Source organism: Marinoscillum furvescens DSM 4134, from assembly GCF_003386095.1.
Classification (GTDB): domain Bacteria; phylum Bacteroidota; class Bacteroidia; order Cytophagales; family Cyclobacteriaceae; genus Marinoscillum; species Marinoscillum furvescens.
The window spans coordinates 245036-263834 of sequence record NZ_QREG01000005.1 but is presented as its reverse complement, the minus strand read 5'-3'; the positions used below and the strand labels follow the sequence as shown (position 1 = coordinate 263834).

General features: G+C 44.9%; 16 protein-coding genes and 3 tRNA genes. 9 read left to right on the top strand and 10 right to left on the bottom strand.

What is annotated here, in order from left to right; all coding sequences use genetic code 11:
• Positions 1 to 33: 33 nt before the first annotated feature.
• From C7460_RS07925 to C7460_RS07905, 5 genes are all read left to right on the top strand, one after another.
• A complete protein-coding gene (locus tag C7460_RS07925) occupies positions 34 to 690 on the top strand; it encodes a DUF2461 domain-containing protein (RefSeq protein ID WP_115867595.1) in 657 nt (218 codons plus the stop codon).
• A 144-nt stretch (positions 691 to 834) separates the two neighbouring features.
• Positions 835 to 909, top strand: a tRNA-Val gene (locus C7460_RS07920).
• A 127-nt stretch (positions 910 to 1036) separates the two neighbouring features.
• A tRNA-Pro gene (locus tag C7460_RS07915) sits at positions 1037 to 1114 on the top strand.
• 104 nt (positions 1115 to 1218) lie between these two features.
• Positions 1219 to 2955, top strand: coding sequence for an ABC transporter ATP-binding protein (locus C7460_RS07910; RefSeq protein ID WP_115867552.1), 1737 nt, complete (start codon positions 1219 to 1221; stop codon positions 2953 to 2955).
• Positions 2956 to 3084: 129 nt separating this feature from the next.
• Positions 3085 to 3588 carry a uridine kinase family protein gene (locus C7460_RS07905; RefSeq protein ID WP_115867551.1) on the top strand — a complete coding sequence of 168 codons (504 nt, stop codon included), beginning with the start codon at positions 3085 to 3087 and terminating at the stop codon, positions 3586 to 3588.
• On the opposite strand, the gene C7460_RS07900 is transcribed toward C7460_RS07905, so the two are convergent.
• From C7460_RS07900 to C7460_RS07885, 4 genes are all read right to left on the bottom strand, one after another.
• Entirely contained in the window at positions 3585 to 4037 is a 453-nt protein-coding gene (locus C7460_RS07900; protein WP_115867550.1) for a 3-oxoacyl-ACP synthase, read from the bottom strand. The genes C7460_RS07905 and C7460_RS07900 overlap by 4 nt on opposite strands.
• Before the next feature lie 14 nt (positions 4038 to 4051).
• Positions 4052 to 5599: an L-piperidine-6-carboxylate dehydrogenase gene (amaB, locus tag C7460_RS07895; protein ID WP_115867549.1), complete on the bottom strand. Its 1548-nt coding sequence runs from the start codon at positions 5597 to 5599 to the stop codon at positions 4052 to 4054.
• A gap of 136 nt (positions 5600 to 5735) precedes the next feature.
• Complete coding sequence (locus C7460_RS07890) at positions 5736 to 7223, bottom strand: Do family serine endopeptidase (RefSeq protein ID WP_115867548.1); 1488 nt, start codon at positions 7221 to 7223, stop codon at positions 5736 to 5738.
• 178 nt (positions 7224 to 7401) lie between these two features.
• Complete coding sequence (locus C7460_RS07885) at positions 7402 to 7833, bottom strand: Hsp20/alpha crystallin family protein (protein ID WP_115867547.1); 432 nt, start codon at positions 7831 to 7833, stop codon at positions 7402 to 7404.
• A gap of 336 nt (positions 7834 to 8169) precedes the next feature.
• Between C7460_RS07885 and C7460_RS07880 the strand changes: the two genes are divergently transcribed.
• The 4 genes from C7460_RS07880 to C7460_RS07865 all read left to right on the top strand — a co-directional run bounded on the left by C7460_RS07880 (position 8170) and on the right by C7460_RS07865 (position 11326).
• A tRNA-Asn gene (locus tag C7460_RS07880) sits at positions 8170 to 8243 on the top strand.
• Between the two features lie 310 nt (positions 8244 to 8553).
• Positions 8554 to 9315, top strand: a complete 762-nt coding sequence (locus tag C7460_RS07875) for a hypothetical protein (RefSeq protein WP_115867546.1) — start codon at positions 8554 to 8556, stop codon at positions 9313 to 9315.
• A 162-nt stretch (positions 9316 to 9477) separates the two neighbouring features.
• On the top strand, positions 9478 to 10467 hold the full coding sequence (locus tag C7460_RS24040; RefSeq protein ID WP_221409472.1) for a tail fiber protein: 990 nt from the start codon (positions 9478 to 9480) through the stop codon (positions 10465 to 10467).
• 124 nt (positions 10468 to 10591) lie between these two features.
• Entirely contained in the window at positions 10592 to 11326 is a 735-nt protein-coding gene (locus C7460_RS07865; RefSeq protein WP_147302887.1) for a hypothetical protein, read from the top strand.
• Between the two features lie 86 nt (positions 11327 to 11412).
• On the opposite strand, the gene C7460_RS24035 is transcribed toward C7460_RS07865, so the two are convergent.
• The 6 genes from C7460_RS24035 to C7460_RS07835 all read right to left on the bottom strand — a co-directional run bounded on the left by C7460_RS24035 (position 11413) and on the right by C7460_RS07835 (position 18786).
• Complete coding sequence (locus C7460_RS24035; RefSeq protein WP_221409471.1) at positions 11413 to 12378, bottom strand: tail fiber protein; 966 nt, start codon at positions 12376 to 12378, stop codon at positions 11413 to 11415.
• A 396-nt stretch (positions 12379 to 12774) separates the two neighbouring features.
• Positions 12775 to 13236 carry a hypothetical protein gene (locus C7460_RS07855; RefSeq protein WP_115867544.1) on the bottom strand — a complete coding sequence of 154 codons (462 nt, stop codon included), beginning with the start codon at positions 13234 to 13236 and terminating at the stop codon, positions 12775 to 12777.
• Positions 13237 to 13240: 4 nt separating this feature from the next.
• On the bottom strand, positions 13241 to 14452 hold the full coding sequence (locus C7460_RS07850) for a hypothetical protein (protein ID WP_115867543.1): 1212 nt from the start codon (positions 14450 to 14452) through the stop codon (positions 13241 to 13243).
• Positions 14453 to 14589: 137 nt separating this feature from the next.
• Positions 14590 to 15795: a hypothetical protein gene (locus C7460_RS07845; RefSeq protein WP_115867542.1), complete on the bottom strand. Its 1206-nt coding sequence runs from the start codon at positions 15793 to 15795 to the stop codon at positions 14590 to 14592.
• 8 nt (positions 15796 to 15803) lie between these two features.
• Positions 15804 to 17876 (bottom strand): hypothetical protein, encoded by a 2073-nt coding sequence (locus C7460_RS07840; protein WP_147302886.1) that lies wholly within the window; start codon positions 17874 to 17876, stop codon positions 15804 to 15806.
• On the bottom strand, positions 17869 to 18786 hold the full coding sequence (locus C7460_RS07835) for a HEAT repeat domain-containing protein (protein ID WP_147302885.1): 918 nt from the start codon (positions 18784 to 18786) through the stop codon (positions 17869 to 17871). The genes C7460_RS07840 and C7460_RS07835 overlap by 8 nt, the downstream gene beginning before the upstream one ends.
• Between the last annotated feature and the right edge of the window lie 13 nt (positions 18787 to 18799).

The window sequence follows — 18799 nt, the reverse complement described above, 5'->3', positions numbered from 1 at the left end:
TCTAGCGCCTGCGAGCAACTAAACCCTAATGCAATGAGCCTTTCAAACAGTCTAAAATTTCTCGATCAGCTAGCTCAAAACAATTCTAAAGAATGGATGGATGCCAACAAAAGCTGGTATCAGGAGTGTAGGAAAGAATTCATTGCTTTTGTAGATGAGCTCATCCGCGAAATGCAAACGTTCGAACCTGCTGTAGCTGGCCTAGAAGGCCGCAAGTGTATCTTCCGCATCAACCGTGACATCCGTTTCAGCAATGACAAGTCCCCCTATAAAATCAATTTTGGAGCCGCTATATCAGAGGGTGGCAGGCACTCAGAAAACCCGTCGTATTACTTCCACCTACAGCCTGGAGAAAACTTTATGGGCGGTGGGATCTACATGCCCCCAGGGGAAGTATTAAAAAAAATACGTCAGGAAGTAGACTACAACCCCGAAGAGCTCAAACAGATCGTAGCACAGCGCAAATTCCAGGACTTGTTTGGGGAGATACGAGGTGAAAAACTCAAGACGGCCCCTAAGGGTTATCCCAAAGACCATCCGAATATTGAATTTTTAAAACTCAAAAGCTACGTGGTACTACATCCGCTTGCTGATGCAGAAATCAGTGGTGAGGCGCTACTAGAGACTACTTTGGAGTGTTTTCGGGTGATGAAACCCTTCAACGACTACCTGGCCGTAGCAGTGAGCTAAAAAATATTTTTAAATTATTTCACTGTGTGTTTGCATTAGTAACTTCTTGTGCTATTTTTGCCATCCGTTTTTGAGGCGCTTATCAAAAGCAACACACAAAAACGACCTAAAAAGGTCTTCAGACGAGAAGATTTTTCAAAGTAAGGGCGCTTAGCTCAGCTGGTTCAGAGCACCTCGTTTACACCGAGGGGGTCGGGGGTTCGAATCCCTCAGCGCCCACTTTTACAAACCCAGTCTTTTGACAGTCTGGGTTTTTTTATGTCTAATTCAGCTCCTGATATTTTTGGCATTTTTCCTTTTTTTGAATGCCATCAGGAATGGTTAATTTTGACAGCACATTAGGGCTCGGGATGTAGCGCAGCCCGGTTAGCGCACCACTTTAGGGTAGTGGGGGCCGCTGGTTCGAATCCAGTCATCCCGACCAAAAGCAGAGCACTTGCGGCTCTGCTTTTTTATTTTCAGGCTTTCCCAATCCCTTCCCCTCATTTTGCGTAAGCTATAAGGCAAAACGGCATACACATCCACATCATGAGCAAAAGCAAAGTAACGATAGGACACGTATTTAAAACCATCGTATGGCCCCGAAGAAAAATCATTGGCGTAGGGCTGGTACTGATCGTCATCAGCAGACTCGCCAGCCTGGTGCTACCAGGAGCCAGCAAGTACCTCATGGATGAAGTCATCGCCAATGGCGACATGGAAATGCTCAAAGTGCTGGTTTCAGCGGTACTGGCGGCTATTGTGGTGCAGTCTGTATCTTCATTTTTGCTAACACGCATACTGAGTGTAGAAGCACAGCACCTTATCGCACAACTGCGCGTAAAAGTCCAACGACAAATCATCTACCTACCCATCCGTTTTTTTGACAACACCAAAAGCGGCGAGCTGGTCTCTCGCATCATGAGCGACGTAGAAGGTGTGCGCAATCTGGTAGGCACGGGACTGGTACAGCTGGTAGGCGGGCTACTCACAGCGGTAATCTCTCTGTTTTTACTGATCTCCATCAGCCCGATGATGACCCTTTATGTACTGGTGCCTGTAGCCATTTTTGCTCTGATCTCCTTAAAAGCCTTTGGCTATATCAGACCTATTTTTCGCGAACGCGGAAAAATCAACGCCGAAGTAACAGGCAGACTCACCGAAACCCTAAACGGCGTGCGTGTGATCAAAGGGTTTAATGCCGAAAAACAAGAAGTCAAAACCTTCGAAGAAGGCGTAGAAAAGCTCTACCTCAACATCAAAAAAAGCCTCACTTCTACCAGTGTAGTTACCAGCTCAGCTACCTTTCTCCTTGGACTGGCCAGCACAGGCATCATGGGCATCGGTGGATACATGATCATAGAGGGAGACATCTCGGTGGGTGACTTCCTGGCATTCACACTGTACCTGGGCTTCATGATTGCCCCAATTGTACAAATGAGCAATATCGGCAGCCAACTTACAGAAGCCTTCGCCGGACTAGACCGCACCGAAGAAATCATGAACATGACCCAGGAAGACGATGGCACGTCACGCACCATCCGTATCCCAAAAATCAAAGGGGACATCCGATTTGAGCATGTCAGTTTTGGCTATGAAGCAAACAAACCTGTCATCAAAGACATCTCTTTTACAGCTCCTGCCGGATCTGTAACTGCACTGGTAGGCACCTCCGGCTCAGGCAAGACTACTATCGCAAGCCTGGCAGCCTCTTTCCTTACTCCAGACGAAGGCACCGTCACAGTAGACCAGGAAGACCTCTCTCAAATCGTATTGGAAAGCTACAGGAGCCAACTGGGCGTTGTGCTGCAAGACGATTTTCTGTTTGAAGGCAGCATCCGCGAAAACATACTTTTCCCCAGACCTGATGCCACGGAAGCTGAACTGGATGAAGCGGTAAAAGCTGCCCATGTAAGTGAGTTTACCGACCGATTTGAGGATGGGCTGGACACGCTGATAGGCGAGCGTGGTGTAAAACTATCCGGAGGACAAAAGCAGCGCATCGCCATTGCCCGCGCTATACTGGCCAACCCTAGAATCTTAATACTGGATGAAGCCACTTCCAATCTGGATACCGAAAGTGAAAACTACATACAGGAGAGTCTCAAGCGACTAATGGAAGGCCGCACCTCTTTTGTAATAGCGCATAGGCTGAGCACCATCAAGCGTGCAGATCAAATCCTGGTGATAGAAGACGGTAAAATAGCGGAAAAAGGCACCCATGAAGAGCTAATAAGCCTTCAGGGCAGGTACTATGAGCTCTACACCTACCAGGCCCGAATTTAGTGGCTTAGCCACTTGTTTCTTGATAATTAACATTGAGTCGTTATCTTTAACGCCCCAGTCCGCTAAAAAGTGAATAACAAAACCTGATAGCAACAATTAACAATACGCTACAACCATAAGATTTAACACATGATTATAGGCATTGGAGGAGTCAGCAGAGCTGGAAAAAGCACTTTAGCGGCACGATTGGCAGATTTTTTTAAACGAAACGGACAAACCACCGATATTTTTTGCCAGGACGAGTATGTAAAACCCAAGATCTCCATCCCCAAAGTACAGGGCGTACCAGACTGGGAGCGTCCCAGCACCATCAAGTGGGACAAGCTTACGAAAGACATTGAAAAATCCACTGCAGACATAAAGGTTGTTGAGGGGCTTTTTTCCTTTTACCCGGCCTCACTGCGAAAAATGTATGATCTAAAAGTCTTTTTAGAAATCAGCAAGGAGACGTTTCAGCAGCGCAAAAACACTGATCAGCGCTGGGAAGAAGAACCTGACTGGTACGCAGAGCACGTATGGAGGTCTTATCTCAAATACGGCCAAACCAAAGGTGACAAAGGAGAGTATATGATACTATCCGGGGAATCTGAAGTAGACCTGCTAAAAATCGTCTCGGGCACCACTTCAGACTAAATGACCTCCAGTATATCAAAAGTTCTACCCTGAAAACTCACTTTATCACCAGGCGTAGCATTCAATAGCGCCTGACCCAGTGGAGCTACAGGTGAGAGGCAAACCACTCCATCCACAGCCCCCAGGCTAACGGATAGAAAAAAGTGGCCATTTTCCGTTTTAATCAGAGAACCAAGTGCGGCTTTGTCCAGCTCTTTTTCGGGCTTAATACCCCGAATAACCTGCTCCATTTTGAGTACCTGATCTAACTGACCAGCGACTTTCTCTTTTTCCAGGTGCATCATAGCCCTGCCGGTTTCATATTTATCACCAGCACTGCTCTTGGTTTCGTTGTTTGCAGCGTCTTGAAAATTTCGGAGCTCAGCCAGCAACCCTTCTTTTCGCTGCATCAAAGTAGCCACACAGGCTTCATGAACCCGCATTTTCTTTTGCATTAAATCCACATCCATGAAGCCCGAATTATTTACAGTTCGAATTTAATTCCCTGAGCCAGCGGCAGCTCTGTAGAATAGTTGATGGTATTGGTTTGTCGGCGCATGTATGCTTTCCAGGCGTCAGATCCAGACTCTCGCCCACCACCGGTTTCTTTTTCTCCACCAAATGCTCCACCAATCTCAGCACCAGAGGTCCCAATATTGACATTGGCAATACCACAGTCAGAGCCTGCATGAGACAAAAACAGCTCAGACTCTCGCATGTTGGTAGTCATAATGGCTGAAGACAAGCCTTGAGGCACGGCATTTTGCATGGCAATGGCCTCCTCTATCGTGCTGTACTTCATCACATACAAAATTGGAGCAAAGGTTTCATGGCAGACAATCTCATAATCTCTCTGCACCTCATAAATGGCCGGCTTCACATAGCAACCCGAGGCATACTGATCACCAGTAAGCACTTCACCAGCAATCACAGGTTTACCACCTTCTGCCAGTATTTTGTCGAGTGCCTGCTTGTACTGATTCACCGCATCTTTATCGATGAGCGGCCCCACATGATTGTTTTGATCTAAGGGATCACCGATACTAAGCTGCCCATAGGCTTTTACCAGCCGCTCTTTTACCTCCTCATACATGCTATCATGGATAATGAGCCGGCGCGTGCTGGTACACCGCTGACCAGCGGTACCCACAGCACCAAACACCGCTCCCGGTATGGCAATATTGAGGTCGGCATTTTCGGTGATGATCATGGCGTTGTTGCCTCCCAGCTCCAGGATGGTTTTGCCCAGCCTGCGCCCTACTGCTTCGCCCACGGCCTTTCCCATACGAGTAGAGCCAGTAGCCGATATCAACGGGAAACGCCCATCATCGGCCATTTTTTGTCCAATTTTAGCATCACCTATCACCAAACCACACACACCTGGGTGCACTTGATTGGCTTCAAACACAGACTGCACTATTTTCTGACATGCAATTGCTGAAAGTGGAGTTTTTTCTGATGGCTTCCACACGCAAACATCTCCACACACCCAGGCTATGGCGGCATTCCAGGACCACACTGCCACTGGAAAGTTAAAGGCTGAAATAATGCCCACCAACCCTACAGGATGCCACTGCTCATACATCCGGTGTGCCGGACGCTCACTGTGCATGGTGAGCCCGTATAGTTGCCGTGAGAGCCCTACAGCAAAATCACAGATATCGATCATTTCCTGCACTTCGCCTAGACCTTCCTGGAGAGACTTCCCCATCTCATAGGAAACGAGTTTTCCTAAGGCGTCCTTATGCTTTCGCAACTCCAATCCTATCTGCCTTACCACCTCACCTCGAGCGGGCGCAGGCTGCATTCGCCAGGTCTTGAAGGCCTCCTCTGCAGCATGCACCACCTTTTCGTAAGCAGCTTCATCAGCAAGCGTAACTTCTGCAATCGCCGATCCATCTACTGGAGAATAAGAGGTAATCCGACTGCCAGTGGTAGGCAGCCACTTGCCGCCAATCGCGGCACCAGGGTTAGTCGCCTCTACTCCAAGGGATTTTAGAATGCCAGCAATGTCCTTAGTAGGGTTGTTCATAAGTCTTTTTTATTTGGTTATGTTGTTTTTTGGGTAAGCAAATCTACAGAAACTACCCACTGAATCAGCACCCACAAAATAAAAAAAGGGTGGATCAGCATTGCCAATCACACCCTTTCAAGGAATTATAACTAAACTACCAACCTATACCGTAATATGCCTTTTCTCCATTGGGATAAATACCCTCAATCAGAATACCTTCCCCCCGAGCAGAGTTTAGTGCTGCAGTGAGATCATCAACAGACCGGATAGGACGCTTATCGATCTTTGTAATCACAAATCCCTCCTCGATGCCTGCATCTTTCCATTTCCCACCAGCTATACCTTTGATTTGCAATCCTGAATCTAGTCCCAGCTTATCTTTTACAGCTCCTGAAACGGGCTCCAGTGTAGCACCCTCTACCTCAAAGGCACTATTGGCTTTTACCACTTCTGTGGTCATAAACTGGTTTTTCAGAGTAGCCTTTACCGTCTTTGTTCTTCCATCCCTGATGAATGTAACATCAATTTTATCACCAGGACGATGCAATGCTACCTGCTCCTGGAGCTGTGCGGTATTCGAAACTTTTTTACCATCTATGGCAATGATCACGTCTTTGGACTGCAGGCCTGCTTCTGCGGCTGCCGTACCATCATTTACATTGGCGATATACACACCTTTTAAGACATTTAAGTCTTCTTTTTCGGCCAGCTCAGCACTCACATCGCGAATTTCAATACCTAGCAGTGGACGCTGTACCGCACCAAAGTCCTTTAAATCCCAGATCACCTTTTTGACCAGGGTTGCTGGCACCGCAAATGAATACCCCGCAAAGGCTCCCGTAGGGGATGCAATGGCTGTGTTGATTCCCACAAGCTGCCCTTTCAGGTTTACCAACGCTCCACCGCTATTCCCAGGGTTTACCGCAGCATCGGTTTGAATAAATGCTTCTATCTGCGTCCTGCTTCTGCCTCTCGCCAGGATATTGATGTTACGAGCTTTAGCACTCACAATCCCTGCCGTCACGGTAGACCTAAACTCGAACGGATTGCCTATTGCCAGCACCCACTCTCCGATCTGAATACCTTCTGAATCACCAAAAGCCATATAGGGTAAGCCTTCAGCTTCCACTTTGATCAGTGCCAAATCTGTATCAGGATCTGTGCCGATCACTTCAGCCTTAAAAGTGCGGTTATCGTTTAAGAGCACCTCCACTTCGGAGGCTCCTTCCACCACGTGGTTGTTGGTAGCTATATAGCCATCTTCGCTGACAATCACACCAGACCCAGCCCCCTGACCAGGAGCACGCTCTCGCCGGTCATAGCGATCCCCAAAATAGTCTCTAAAAAATTCCTCCATAGGATTGCGTGCAGCATTTCCACCAGAGGCCTGATAGGTGGTTTTGATATGTACTACCGCCGGTGTGGCAGACTTGGCAGCATACACGAAATTGAGCCCTTCCGGCACCACAAAGTTTGTAGTATCCAGCTCATAGTTTGTAAAACTTACTGGATTGGGGTTGTTCACAGGTGTCACCCCGTTGTTTTGTGAGGTAGGCACCAAAAGGGTATATCCTCCTATCGCTATGGCTGCCCCTATAAAAGAGGTCAAAATCATAGCCATAAACATCTTTCTATTGCTCATATTCGATCCTGTTTAGTCCCGTTCTAAAGATTATACTGTGTTTAAGGTTACTTTGTTTTCCACTAACGTAGGCTCAGCCCAAAGTGTGGTGGTGGTTAACAATTCTTAACAAGAAAAACCCTGTAACAGCAAAAACCCTGGCTATTGCCAGGGCCTTTACCTTTACTATCACCTAACCTTACTTAATGGATATGGTTTTTTTAGTCACTTTTTTCTCATCCTTCGGAACGACAATGTTTAACACGCCATCCTCATAGGAAGCATCGATCTTGTCAGAGTTTACACTGTCTGGAAGGTAGAATGACCTACTAAACGTACCATAATAGCTCTCTACACTGTGGTAGTTTTTATCATTCTTTTCATTCGCAATCTTTCGTTCCCCACTCACCGTGAGCCGGTCATCATCCACGTCAATTTTGATATCATTCTTTTTTACACCCGGAATGTGAAACTGAATCTCGAAGGCCTTGTCCGACTCAGCCACATCTACCTGAGGTGTGAAGCTTGCAGTTGATTTACTATCAAAAAGCTCATCATTGAAAAACCTGTCAAAGAAACTATTGAATGTTGCAGGTCTGTAACCGTTGGTATTATACTTTATAAGTGCCATAATTTTTAAGATTTAGTTGTTTCAAAATCAAATTCACTGAGGAATAGACGAATTCCATGCCAGCCCATGAATTCCGTAAATTCATGCCATTATGGCCGCTTTAAACAAAATAAGCTAAATTAAGGCGTCATTTTGTCAGTTATAAGCTGCTATTTTGACTAAAATGGAGAAGTTGAAATTTTTTTAACCACAAGCATTGCAGATATAAAGGTGACCGATTAAGTTTGCATTCCTTTTTGAAAGGCACTCCTGAACGGGGAGTGAAAAGAAGACTGAAAACAAATGATTAGCACTTCTATTGTGTCAATAATTTTCAGACTCTTTTAACGCAAATATTCCTCAGTAGCTCAGTTGGTTAGAGCATCTGACTGTTAATCAGAGGGTCGTTGGTTCGAGTCCAACCTGAGGAGCAAAAGCCACTCAAATTTGAGTGGCTTTTTTTGTGCCCATTCGGAACCCTACAGAAATAGCAGCCCACCAAGAATCAAGTCACTAACTCATAACCCTGTACACTGCTTCAACAGGAGTTACAGACAACCTCATCCACTTAGCGGCATTTCGAACCGAAAACACACTTTCACCTTTTATATGACTGGACATTAATCGCTTACAAAGTCTTCTGAACTTACTGTATAAATCCGCTTTTTACAATTAATAGTAACTTAACAACAAGGCCACTTATAGCAAATATTCAAAAGATAGCTTTACAGTCGTAAAATCATGACTGCAAAATCTGTTTTCGCTATAATCTGTACACTTTTTAGCATTCTGGCCTCAGCCCAAAACGATGGTGTAGGCATTGGCACCACCTCCATTTCTTCGGACGCCATATTGGAAGTAAAATCCAACAATAAAGGGCTTTTGATTCCACGACTTTCAACAACGGCCATCAACGCAATGGACGCCAAAAGCGAAGGACTGATGGTATTTAACAACACTACTAACCTCTTTCAATACTGGAACGGAGATAAGTGGCTCCATTTTTTAGCTGTAGATGATACAGGCCCCCTCACGCTCAACAACATACAAATCGCAGGAGTGGCCAATGGAAACCAAGCCCAGGACGCCATCAATAAACGCCAACTAGATACCGAGATCAATGACCTGTACGACTCACTCGCAAGCATTATATGCGCCACACTGAAAGCCACCACCAGCGCAACCATTCATTCCAAAGACTACCGATCCACCAACATAGGCAGACAGGCGACTACCTCCACTGGAGACATCCAAGTCCAGCTATCTGGAGCTGTAAATGGTTTGTCATACAGCTGGAGCGCTTCTACTAGTGCTTCGGACATATCTGTGCTGATACTGGACGGACACAGCCCAAAACCCAGAGTGCGCATTTCATCAGATTCAGAAATTGTCAATGGCCGGAAAATAACTGTGAACCTGGAAGCCACTATCCAATGCTTGCTGTGCGATGAGCAATACGAATTAACAGCCACAGGCTCTATCATTTTTGAAGACGAGCAGTAAGACCATCAATCTTTAAACCCGCCATTTCGAACCTTCTTCCAATGATCGAGAGGGGGCATTTTATCATTAATAACCACCTCAATTTGCCTCTTCATTGCATAAAACGACATTAATCTTCAGATTTAATCACTGAACTAATGTCACACCAACCGTTTTAAATACATGAAGTTACCGCTATTCCTATGCTCGATATTCACCAGTCTCTTAATAGGTCCGCTATATAGCCAATCTGATGGCGTGGGCATAGGCACTACCAATGTAGCGCCTCACGCCATCCTGGAAGTAAAATCTGAATCTAAAGGTGTTTTACTCCCCAGAGTGACATCACTTCCGTCCATCACCGACCCAGCCAACAAAGGCCTATTACTTTATAATAGTATCGAAAGCGCTTTTTACCGTTGGGATGACAACTGGCAAAGGCTTATTCACACCAACAGCTCAGCATCTGTAACCACTCTGACTGCTACAGGTAATATCACAACCACAGCAGGCAACCTATCCATATCCGCTGGAGATGTGCAGGTTTCATCTGGCGACATAAACCTGGATCAGGGAGACCTCCAGCTAAATGCTGGCAATGCCTCCATCTCAGGATTGGTAACGGCAAATGCACTAAGCGTGAGCTCAAGCATCTCTACAAACACAATAGACGCCAATGGAAATATCACCACCGATGGGCAGTTTGTAGGAAATGGGACCATCCCCAAGGGTGGCATCATCATGTGGGCAGGCACAACAGTACCTTCAGGCTGGGCGCTGTGTGATGGCACAAATGGCACAGTAGACCTATCCAACCGATTCGTAATAGGCACGACTACAGACAACATAGGAAGTGGCACGTACCGAGCAAAACTGGACCCTTCGATTAATAGCGACTTTTCGCACTCCTCATCCAACTGCGATAAAGAACCCTACATCTACTCCGGAACTGGCCAACACACCAAAACCGGTACAACAGCTGAAGATTTCACAATCAATAACGTGAAAGCCAATAACATCGTAGCAGCCCACCAAAAGATATATCCTGACTATGAATTGATTGAATTCTACACCCATTCGAAAAATGACAACTCCAACTACTACCTAAACAACGAAAACTGCCGGGCTGGAATACGCTACTATAAACTAGCCTATATCATGCGAAAAGATTAATAAACTTCTTGACACACAGCAAGCGGGGCATTACCTCAAAATTATTTTTCTCTGTAATGTTTCCCGTTATGGCTTACCCACATTATATTCACCGAGTCAAATTTATGTTTCACCTAACCAATCAATGATGAAAAATCTGACACAAATTGCCGCAATTGTATTATTTGCAATCTTTAGCCATGCTACAGTCGCTCAGAAAGGCGCAGCTGTAGCTCCTTCCAATTTTCAGTTTGCACTTTCTGCAGAATTTTATTCTTTAGTATCGCCCAATGCCACGCTCAGCAACATGACCGATGGATGGTCTGAAGCGGCGAGCTATGACGAAACTGCGGAGCTCAAAGAGTCCAATCCGGTGGCCTATTTCAATTACATGGCCAAAACAAAAATGCTCGAGAAGACGAAAAAAACGTTTAAAGAAAAGCTCGACATTGAAATCAAACCATTGGAAACTCTGAAAGGAAAAATTTCCTACAATGGATCTTTTCCGTCAGAAGCCAAAGCCAAAAAAGTGCTCAAGAATGCTCCTGGAGAAGAGTACTATATCTCCTATCGAGTAGACATGTTTAAAGGGGGAGTAGGAGTAGGTCCGGCAGGAGTATCCCTTGGCGGCAACTTCAAGCCCACGACTACCATTACTCTGACGATTTTCAATGCGAAAGGAAAAGAACTTCAAGAGTTTGAAATCAAGGAAAAAACAGACATAGTAGTGGGTAAAACCAAGGCATCCGTAGGAAATGTGGAAATCGGCGATGGGATGGACCCGGACGTAGTGCTGGAGCGAACACTGACCGTCTATGAAAATGCGCTAAACGAACTGGTAGCGGATTACTTAAAAGACAACAAAAAGGCCTATAAATAAGCAAAAATTAAATCAACTAAAAAGCCTGGGCAAACGCTCAGGCTTTTCTTATTTAAAGACTCTTGTTTACTTAAACAAAGGAGCATTTACTCAACTCTCATGATAAATGCTAATATGTAATATTCTGGTCGGTTATCAGTGCTTGATACAAGGTTGACCTCTTCATAATTTTCAACGTAACAATCAGAATTCGTCCGATAGTAGTTCGGGTTGCTTGAAGAAGTACAATTTCGGGTTGTGGTTCCGCCGCAATTGTCATATTTAGAATTATTGGCAATATATGTTTGACCAGCGCCAAGACAAGTATTTCCGGCTACATTACTAAAGGAAACGTAAGAATTTGCATCCCCACAACTACCTTGCACCAAAATTTCACCGGAAAACCTGTATTGGTGATCAGAACACCCCGCAGCCTCATCTATGGTATACTCCTTAACTCTTTCGTAACTCACATTGGTAGTGCTCAAGTCATTTGCGCCTCCAGTTTTTGTGCTCTCACTTCCGGTTCCTGCTAAAATAAATCTACCAACTAAATTAGGGGTGGTCATTGAATTAACTGTTCTCCCATCGCATAGTGCATAGCCATCAGGAACTGCACTCCCAGACCACATCATTATTCCACCAATTGGCACTACTCCATATCCTTGAAATTGTGTCGCCTTCACAGTACCGTTTACCTCAAGCGCTTCAGTAGGTTCCGAAATTGTCCCGACCGACACATTAAAAGGGGTTGCGACATAGGACACATTCGTGTTATTTTGGATTTCTTCCGTAACCCAGGGATTCACATAATTCCATTTATCATTGTAGAAGTATGTTAGGCGATGTGTAACTGTATCATAAAAAAGCAGGCCGTCCTTTGCACTAGATTTAATACCGAATAATGCCTCTGGGCCTGAAGTTGGCAACAAAACACCCCTATTGTGATTAGGTGAATGAATGTCTAATATGGCTGAAGAATGTGGATGACTTGTCCCAATCCCCACACCATCCTGACTATACGTAGTACTTGCAGCTATTAAGCATAGGCTTAAGAAGAAAAAAGATCTCATGAACATTAAGGTTGGTTAGCAAATTCTATCTTTAAAATTAACTGAATCATGCCAGTGCAAGGAAATTTTTGATGGAAAATATTTCCGGATTGATATCTAGAAAAAACTCACAAATTACAAATGATATCACCACCTATAGTCACCGTGGGGTGGTCGGCGGCTAGTTGGACGCTCCCTGCTTTAGAAATCAGAGTTTAGGAAACGAACTATTTATTCTGTGTTTTAGGAAGGCATGAAAGAGGAGCGCGTGCGGACGGTTGCATTGGGGTGGGGATTTCAGGATATTGCTGACCTACCTGACAAGAAGGAGAGTCGCTGATTAAAACCATTGACCACAAGGCTGCCAAAATTAATTTGATGTAACAAAAAGAGCCTCACTTCTCTCAGGCTTGGTAATCAGCTTTGTACTGCTTCTTGAAAATGCTGCTTAAATGATTCAAACAACTCAAAATACTTTGATAGTATTTCTTTAAAGTCTTCTAAAGAGGTGGCTAATGGACGGCTATACCTTACGTTCCCTTCAAACTCTGCATCAACCTCTTTTGATAATGTCTGTAAATCACCTTTGTAAAAGTTATTATTGTCTCCTTCCTTCCAAACTAAATAGCCAAAATCAACAATTCCACTTTTAAAGCCTATAAAAAAACGCACAGTATATTCCTCAAAAGCGGTTTCTTTCATAAACGTTCTATCTCTTGCGATGTATTTAAAGCCAGAGTCAAAGGATTTAATAATAGGGTCTACTTCTTTTTTGTTGAGATTGGCACTATTATCAAAGTCACAGAAACGTTCACATAGCTTTGCGTACTCCTTATCTAGTTCTATTTCCTTAAGTATTCCTAAAATAAGCTCTTGCATAAAACTACTCGTCTAAATATTTGATTTTTATGTTCACACCCTTGCTTGTATTGAAGTCGCTCAATACTTGCTGAAATTCGGTACTTGATTCAAAGAAGGATTTATTTGATGATGGTACCTCTAGGAAATAATCTCCATCTAGTGTAGTACCTGAAGGGAACTTACTTGAGTTCAACTCAGCTCCGTTCGGGTATTTCGTTATTAACTCATTCAAATAATTCCTAAATGTATTAGACTGTATTTCACTAAGTGTAGTAGCCTTTCTTGAAATTATTTCTCCAGCTTTTCCACCTGAAGGAGGTATATATGTATCTAATCGTTTTCCTGCTTTCCCATCAACTCCTTTTAAAACTACTTCAACAAAATTATCACCATATTTAAACCTCCCCTTTTTATTAAAGTCATTTCCTCGTTTAAATAGAGCTTGTATTTCTGGCCAAGTCGGCTTGGCTTTTCCTGATGCTTGAATTGCATCTATTGCAGCATCTGGATCAGCAAGTGCATCAACATTCTTTCTGATGGCATCATCCACCCCTGCATCATCCAGCACCATCCACGCATCCACCAACTCCACATTCTCCTGGAATGCTTTGACCAGTGCTTCATCTCCTGTCTCCAGGTCTTTCAGTAAGGCATCGCTGTTGGGAAGTTCGGCTAACTTCAAGCGATTTCGGAGCTTAAAGATATAAAAGCGCACTGATTTGCTGCTCACCCCAAACCTGGCTCCCAGCCTCAGGATTTGGTCGTCGGTGAAGTTTAAGTCTGTCAGCAGCTTGACGAATCGCTCGGGACTGTCCCTGACTTTGTTCATCACCGCTTTGGCCCGCGCTCCCAGCTTTTTCGCTGCTGCATCTGCCCCAAAGGCTGTGATGGCACCCAGTGCACAGTCGATAGCGCCCTGGGTGGAAACTACTTCCTGATAGTTGCGCATTTTGCCGTTGGAGTAGATGGCATCTCCCAGGCACGAAACCGCTGCTTCCAGGTACACTTTGCCCAACATGGCCTCCACCCCTGATCGGGTCATCTGCACTTTGTCTAGCTGAGCCCATGCTTCGGCCGGACGGAGGTCGGGGTTGTCATAATACAGGAGAATCAGCTGGATGCTCCCATCTACTGAGGCTCCTACCACAAACTCCCCGCTTTTCTCAGCAATGAGGGCAGATGAAATCTCCAACCCTTCCGCTACCAGGGCATCAGTAATGGCTGGAAGCAGCACGGCACTGCCGGGTAGTTAGCGGCTAGGGGCTAATCCTTTCTTAAAAATCAGAGTCTAGTAAACAAACTCCATATTTCGGGTAAGAGGAGCACAAACGGACGCTTGCGCTTGGTGGGGGCGTTTGAACGAAAGAGGAACTACTTTACTCCAAAAAATGCCCAGTGAATGTCCGGTACACGATCGTCTTTTAAAAGCAATTTGGATTTGCCAAGCTTCTGACCTTTGATAATTTCAGCAGCATATAGTTCATCATAAGTCCGGTAAATCACAGTGTTATCTTTTATTAAAATCACTTCACTATCTGCCTGGTTGGTTTCCAGTTCAAAGTATTCTTTCGTGTAGGCATTATAGAAGTACAAAATTCCAGGGGCATAGGGGTAATTGCCTTCGCCATATTCCGGATAGTAATCCCATCGCTCCTTTGGTGATAAGCCACTTTCACGATAAGTCCATTTTTCAGCACCGGGAAGATTTTTTCCTGCGATATGATCGTTAAAAACGTATCCCGAAATCCATTCTCCAAAGCCTCGGGGTTTTTGCATATTACCCTGAATAGTCACTTTATTCCAACTATTGTTTTCTTTATTCAAATAAATAATCTCACTAGACCCCAGCTTAGGACTTGCTTTTTCATACTTCCCGTGAAGAACAAAGATTTTAGAGTTGTTTATGGGAATAACATGTCGTTGGTAGGATTTAAATTGATATTGTTCAGGTAGCGCATAAGAAAATCTTGGGCGTTCATCACGATCTCCTACAAGAGGAATTTCTAAATTTCCATTCTGCTCATTGCTATAAACTAAAAAGTAGTCTTTCCCATCAATCATGCCCCCTGGAATACCAGTGAGTTTAGCATGAATAAAGTCTTTAATATCAGCCTCTTTTATATTTAGATTCTCTAAGTCTACTTTATTAAAATAACTGCCCTTCTTATTGGAAAACATATCCAGCAAAAGACTCTCTTCTGTAAGGGATAGATAGTACTCAAACTTCCCTTCTTCTATTTTAATAGGAACTTCAGAAAACCGGACAGAGTCTTGATAATCAATAAAAAGCAGCCGATGGTTATGGCCTAAATGCTTTTTTCTTATCGAATTGGACTTATGTATTACGGCCAAGTTTTGCTCCGGATATACTTTCACATTTTCCAAAAAATCGTCTTTGCTGGACAATAATGAAATGGTATCTAACGAGCTTTCGGAATAGCGCCATAAATAGCTTGCAAATTCTTCATCTGTATTGTCATACGGATGCCCCGAGATAAAATATAAATTTTTAATATCCTGAGCTTTTGCACAAAAGCTAATAAATAGTACTGTGTACAGTATTAATGTCTTTTTCATTATTTAGTTTATTCTGCTCGGCCGCTGACAGCTCCGACATAATTATGGTCATGAATATTGGTTCTCCTTAATTCCCATTCAGGCTTTTCTCCCTCCCTGGTAGGTGCCACTAATCTATAATAATATCCTCTGGAGTTTCCGTTGTAACTTTTGATCCAAACCGCATCTAAAAAAGATTCCGAACCTGCATCCAGATCCCCCCAGTCAAAATCAAAGCTGTCACTGGAAGCATAGGTATAAGTTACTGAATTGGTATTGTTCCCTTCTTCCTGATCGGCATGGCCTTCCACTAAATCGGTTGGATTTGCCGTATTCCAAGTATTTACAGCTACCATTTCTCCTGCAATATGAACTTCTGCAATATTGAATTTCTCACCGGTCAGGAAGTCATATCCTCGATCCACATTGGCCTTCCAACTCCAGAGCTCCTGGGCAGTCGGCCGTTGCCCTCCGGCCAACAGATCTAACTGGCACAAACCCCAACCATGAGGTGGTCCCCAGTTCGGGCAGCCCTGACTGTCCGTCCATTCCGGCCCATAATTCGTGCCATTGTTAAAATGTATGTAATTGGATTCCTGTCGGATCAACCGGGTAAAGAACCAGGTGTCATCGTAATCTTCTTCTTCAATATAATCCTGTACCGCCTGTGCTGTAGGGTTCGTACCGCGTATATGAAAAATGATCGTGTCCCTGGATTCGCCTATCTCCGTGTAGAGTGTAGCCCGGCCACCACGTATCCTATCACCAAAATCAATTTCCCATTCTTCATTTAGATTGGTTTCATACCATCCATTGGCAGGAAAATAATCTTCGTCCTGCCGGATGTCCCTGCGGTACTCGATCTTCAATCGCAGCTTTACTTCTATTTCGCTGGTGCTTTCTGATACAGCTTCTACAGATAAAGCTGGCATCTCCGGTTCGGCAGTTATCAATACATATGCCCCTGCTTCTATTTCTTCTCCATCATCCCGAAGCACAATAGTATATTCCACTTCTTCTTCCTCTAAATATTCACAAAGCATTTCTTCACAGGTTGCCAGTTCATCTTCGGTAAGCTGGGTTAATAAGGATTCTTGCGTAGTGTCCAGATCTTGGCATATTTCGTCTAAGGTTTCCTGATTGTCTTCTGTTTCAAACAAGCTGGTTAAAAAGCCTGAAACATCTTCTACTAAGCCATTGAGAGCTGTTTGGATTCTTTCCAGTTGCCCTTCATCATCAGGTAAACAACTCGGCAGTTCCTGCAGCCTTCTGATTTCTTCCATGTCAAGTGGGCCTTTCCCATTATTGAGCAACCAGTAGTCTATCTCATTATCAAAATAGGTGATCAGTTCGGTCATTAATCTGGCCTGGACTATGAGCAGACTATCTGGTGATATTTGATTTGTAGAATCGGAAGGTGTAGGATTTCCGGTATCTGAACCACCACTTCCAGAGCCACCTTGAGATACATTCTCTTCACTATCGACCACCCAATCATCTCCATTATTGTCCACTCTGCTATTCCCCTCCACTCGCTGCAAGGCAGCGATCATGGCGCTCACTACGGTCTCGCGGGCTTCTTTGGGCTTGGCATAGACGGTGCTGCCCAGCTGCTGGTCGCTGGTTTCTTTGGCGATGAGGTTTACTTCTTCTTTGGTGAGCTCCAGTAGCTCGTATACTTCGGTGGTTTTGCCTTCTAGCTTGAGCTCTACGGTATAGCCATCGTCCTGAGGAATAAACAGGATGTGGGCGGCCAGCAGCTGATCGGTGGTGATGTTATTGAGCTTTTTGAGGCGGATGTTGCGAAATACCCGTGGCCAGAGTTCGTCGCTATCGATGTAGCCGATGGTGAAGGCTTCTATCTGATTGCGCTCGGCAAAGCCAGTAGCGAAGGCTTCCAGGCGCTGGTCGTTGGCGATGTTTTTGATACCGACAGCATGCATGAAGGCATCCAGGTCGGTGAGCTGGCGCATGAGGTCACGGGCACGCTCTTCGGTGATGGTGACAGGCGGGAGCTCGCGGGTCTGGGTGGGGTAGTTTTGCGCTACTCCAGCCAGGACCATAAAAAGCCACAGAAAGAATATTATTATTCGACTAGTCACGAGGCTCAGTTAGTTGATAGTTAGGATTAGCAGCGAACCATTCGCGAACGCCGAGTAGCGCTTGTCGGTAATTGCGCGTATCCAGATCACCAGAGGCACTTACCGCGACAGGAAAACCTTCTACGTGCGGAGCCAGTAGTTCCATGATGCGATAGCCACAACGAATGGGCCTGTACTGATCAGGATCGGCAGGTTCGCAGTTACGCTCATCGTTGTAGAGTTCTTTTACCAGCAAATCAAAAACCTCTTTTTGACGGGTATATATGAGTCCTGGCAAAATATCGTACACTACATCGCTATTGACTGTCAGCCCGTTCACTTTTTGGATCAGTCTATCGATGGCCTCTTCATCACCCAGCCGGGCTAGTGCCAGGTATGCAGCCCACCGAATGGTCGCCTTATTTCCTGCCGTGGTGAATTGTCGGATTTCCTCTGTCGCTTCGCTAGCGTTGAGCCTGCCCAACAGCTTGAGCAAAGCCTCTTTGCCCGGAATACCAGCATCTAATTTACTGATGAGTACACGTAGGTCCTCATCAGAGAACAGCGCTCCATCTTGTGTAGCCAGCAACTGTAATACAATGCCCTGCAGGGCCAGATCGTTGTCCGAAAGCCCTGACATTAACACTGAAAACGCATTTTGCCGAATGGCAGACGAAGAAGATGCACCTACTACTACCTCTGCCGCCTGATAGGCAACACGCCGAATGATTTGCACGGTGTCCTCGGCGCCTGTCTGTATATCCGCTACCAAACTGACATCATTCGCATTCGTTCGCAACCAGCCATATGGTAATGCAGGAATGGTACCTGCTGCTGCCTGTGGGCGAATGGCTGCTAGATAAGCTGAAAAATCCTCATATGACTGAGCACTGGCAGGGCTCACAAAAAGCAAAACAGATATTAATATCAAAACACACTTTTTA

Coding starts and splice junctions, on each gene's coding strand:
- C7460_RS07925 (WP_115867595.1), top strand. CDS start 34: ATGAGCCTTTCAAACAGTCTAAAATTTCTCGATCAGCTAGCTCAAAAC.
- C7460_RS07865 (WP_147302887.1), top strand. CDS start 10,592: ATGATGAAAAATCTGACACAAATTGCCGCAATTGTATTATTTGCAATC.
- C7460_RS07875 (WP_115867546.1), top strand. CDS start 8,554: ATGACTGCAAAATCTGTTTTCGCTATAATCTGTACACTTTTTAGCATT.
- C7460_RS07905 (WP_115867551.1), top strand. CDS start 3,085: ATGATTATAGGCATTGGAGGAGTCAGCAGAGCTGGAAAAAGCACTTTA.
- amaB (WP_115867549.1), bottom strand. CDS start 5,599: ATGAACAACCCTACTAAGGACATTGCTGGCATTCTAAAATCCCTTGGA.
- C7460_RS07885 (WP_115867547.1), bottom strand. CDS start 7,833: ATGGCACTTATAAAGTATAATACCAACGGTTACAGACCTGCAACATTC.
- C7460_RS24035 (WP_221409471.1), bottom strand. CDS start 12,378: ATGAGATCTTTTTTCTTCTTAAGCCTATGCTTAATAGCTGCAAGTACT.
- C7460_RS07845 (WP_115867542.1), bottom strand. CDS start 15,795: ATGAAAAAGACATTAATACTGTACACAGTACTATTTATTAGCTTTTGT.
- C7460_RS07855 (WP_115867544.1), bottom strand. CDS start 13,236: ATGCAAGAGCTTATTTTAGGAATACTTAAGGAAATAGAACTAGATAAG.
- C7460_RS07910 (WP_115867552.1), top strand. CDS start 1,219: ATGAGCAAAAGCAAAGTAACGATAGGACACGTATTTAAAACCATCGTA.
- C7460_RS24040 (WP_221409472.1), top strand. CDS start 9,478: ATGAAGTTACCGCTATTCCTATGCTCGATATTCACCAGTCTCTTAATA.
- C7460_RS07900 (WP_115867550.1), bottom strand. CDS start 4,037: ATGGATGTGGATTTAATGCAAAAGAAAATGCGGGTTCATGAAGCCTGT.
- C7460_RS07890 (WP_115867548.1), bottom strand. CDS start 7,223: ATGAGCAATAGAAAGATGTTTATGGCTATGATTTTGACCTCTTTTATA.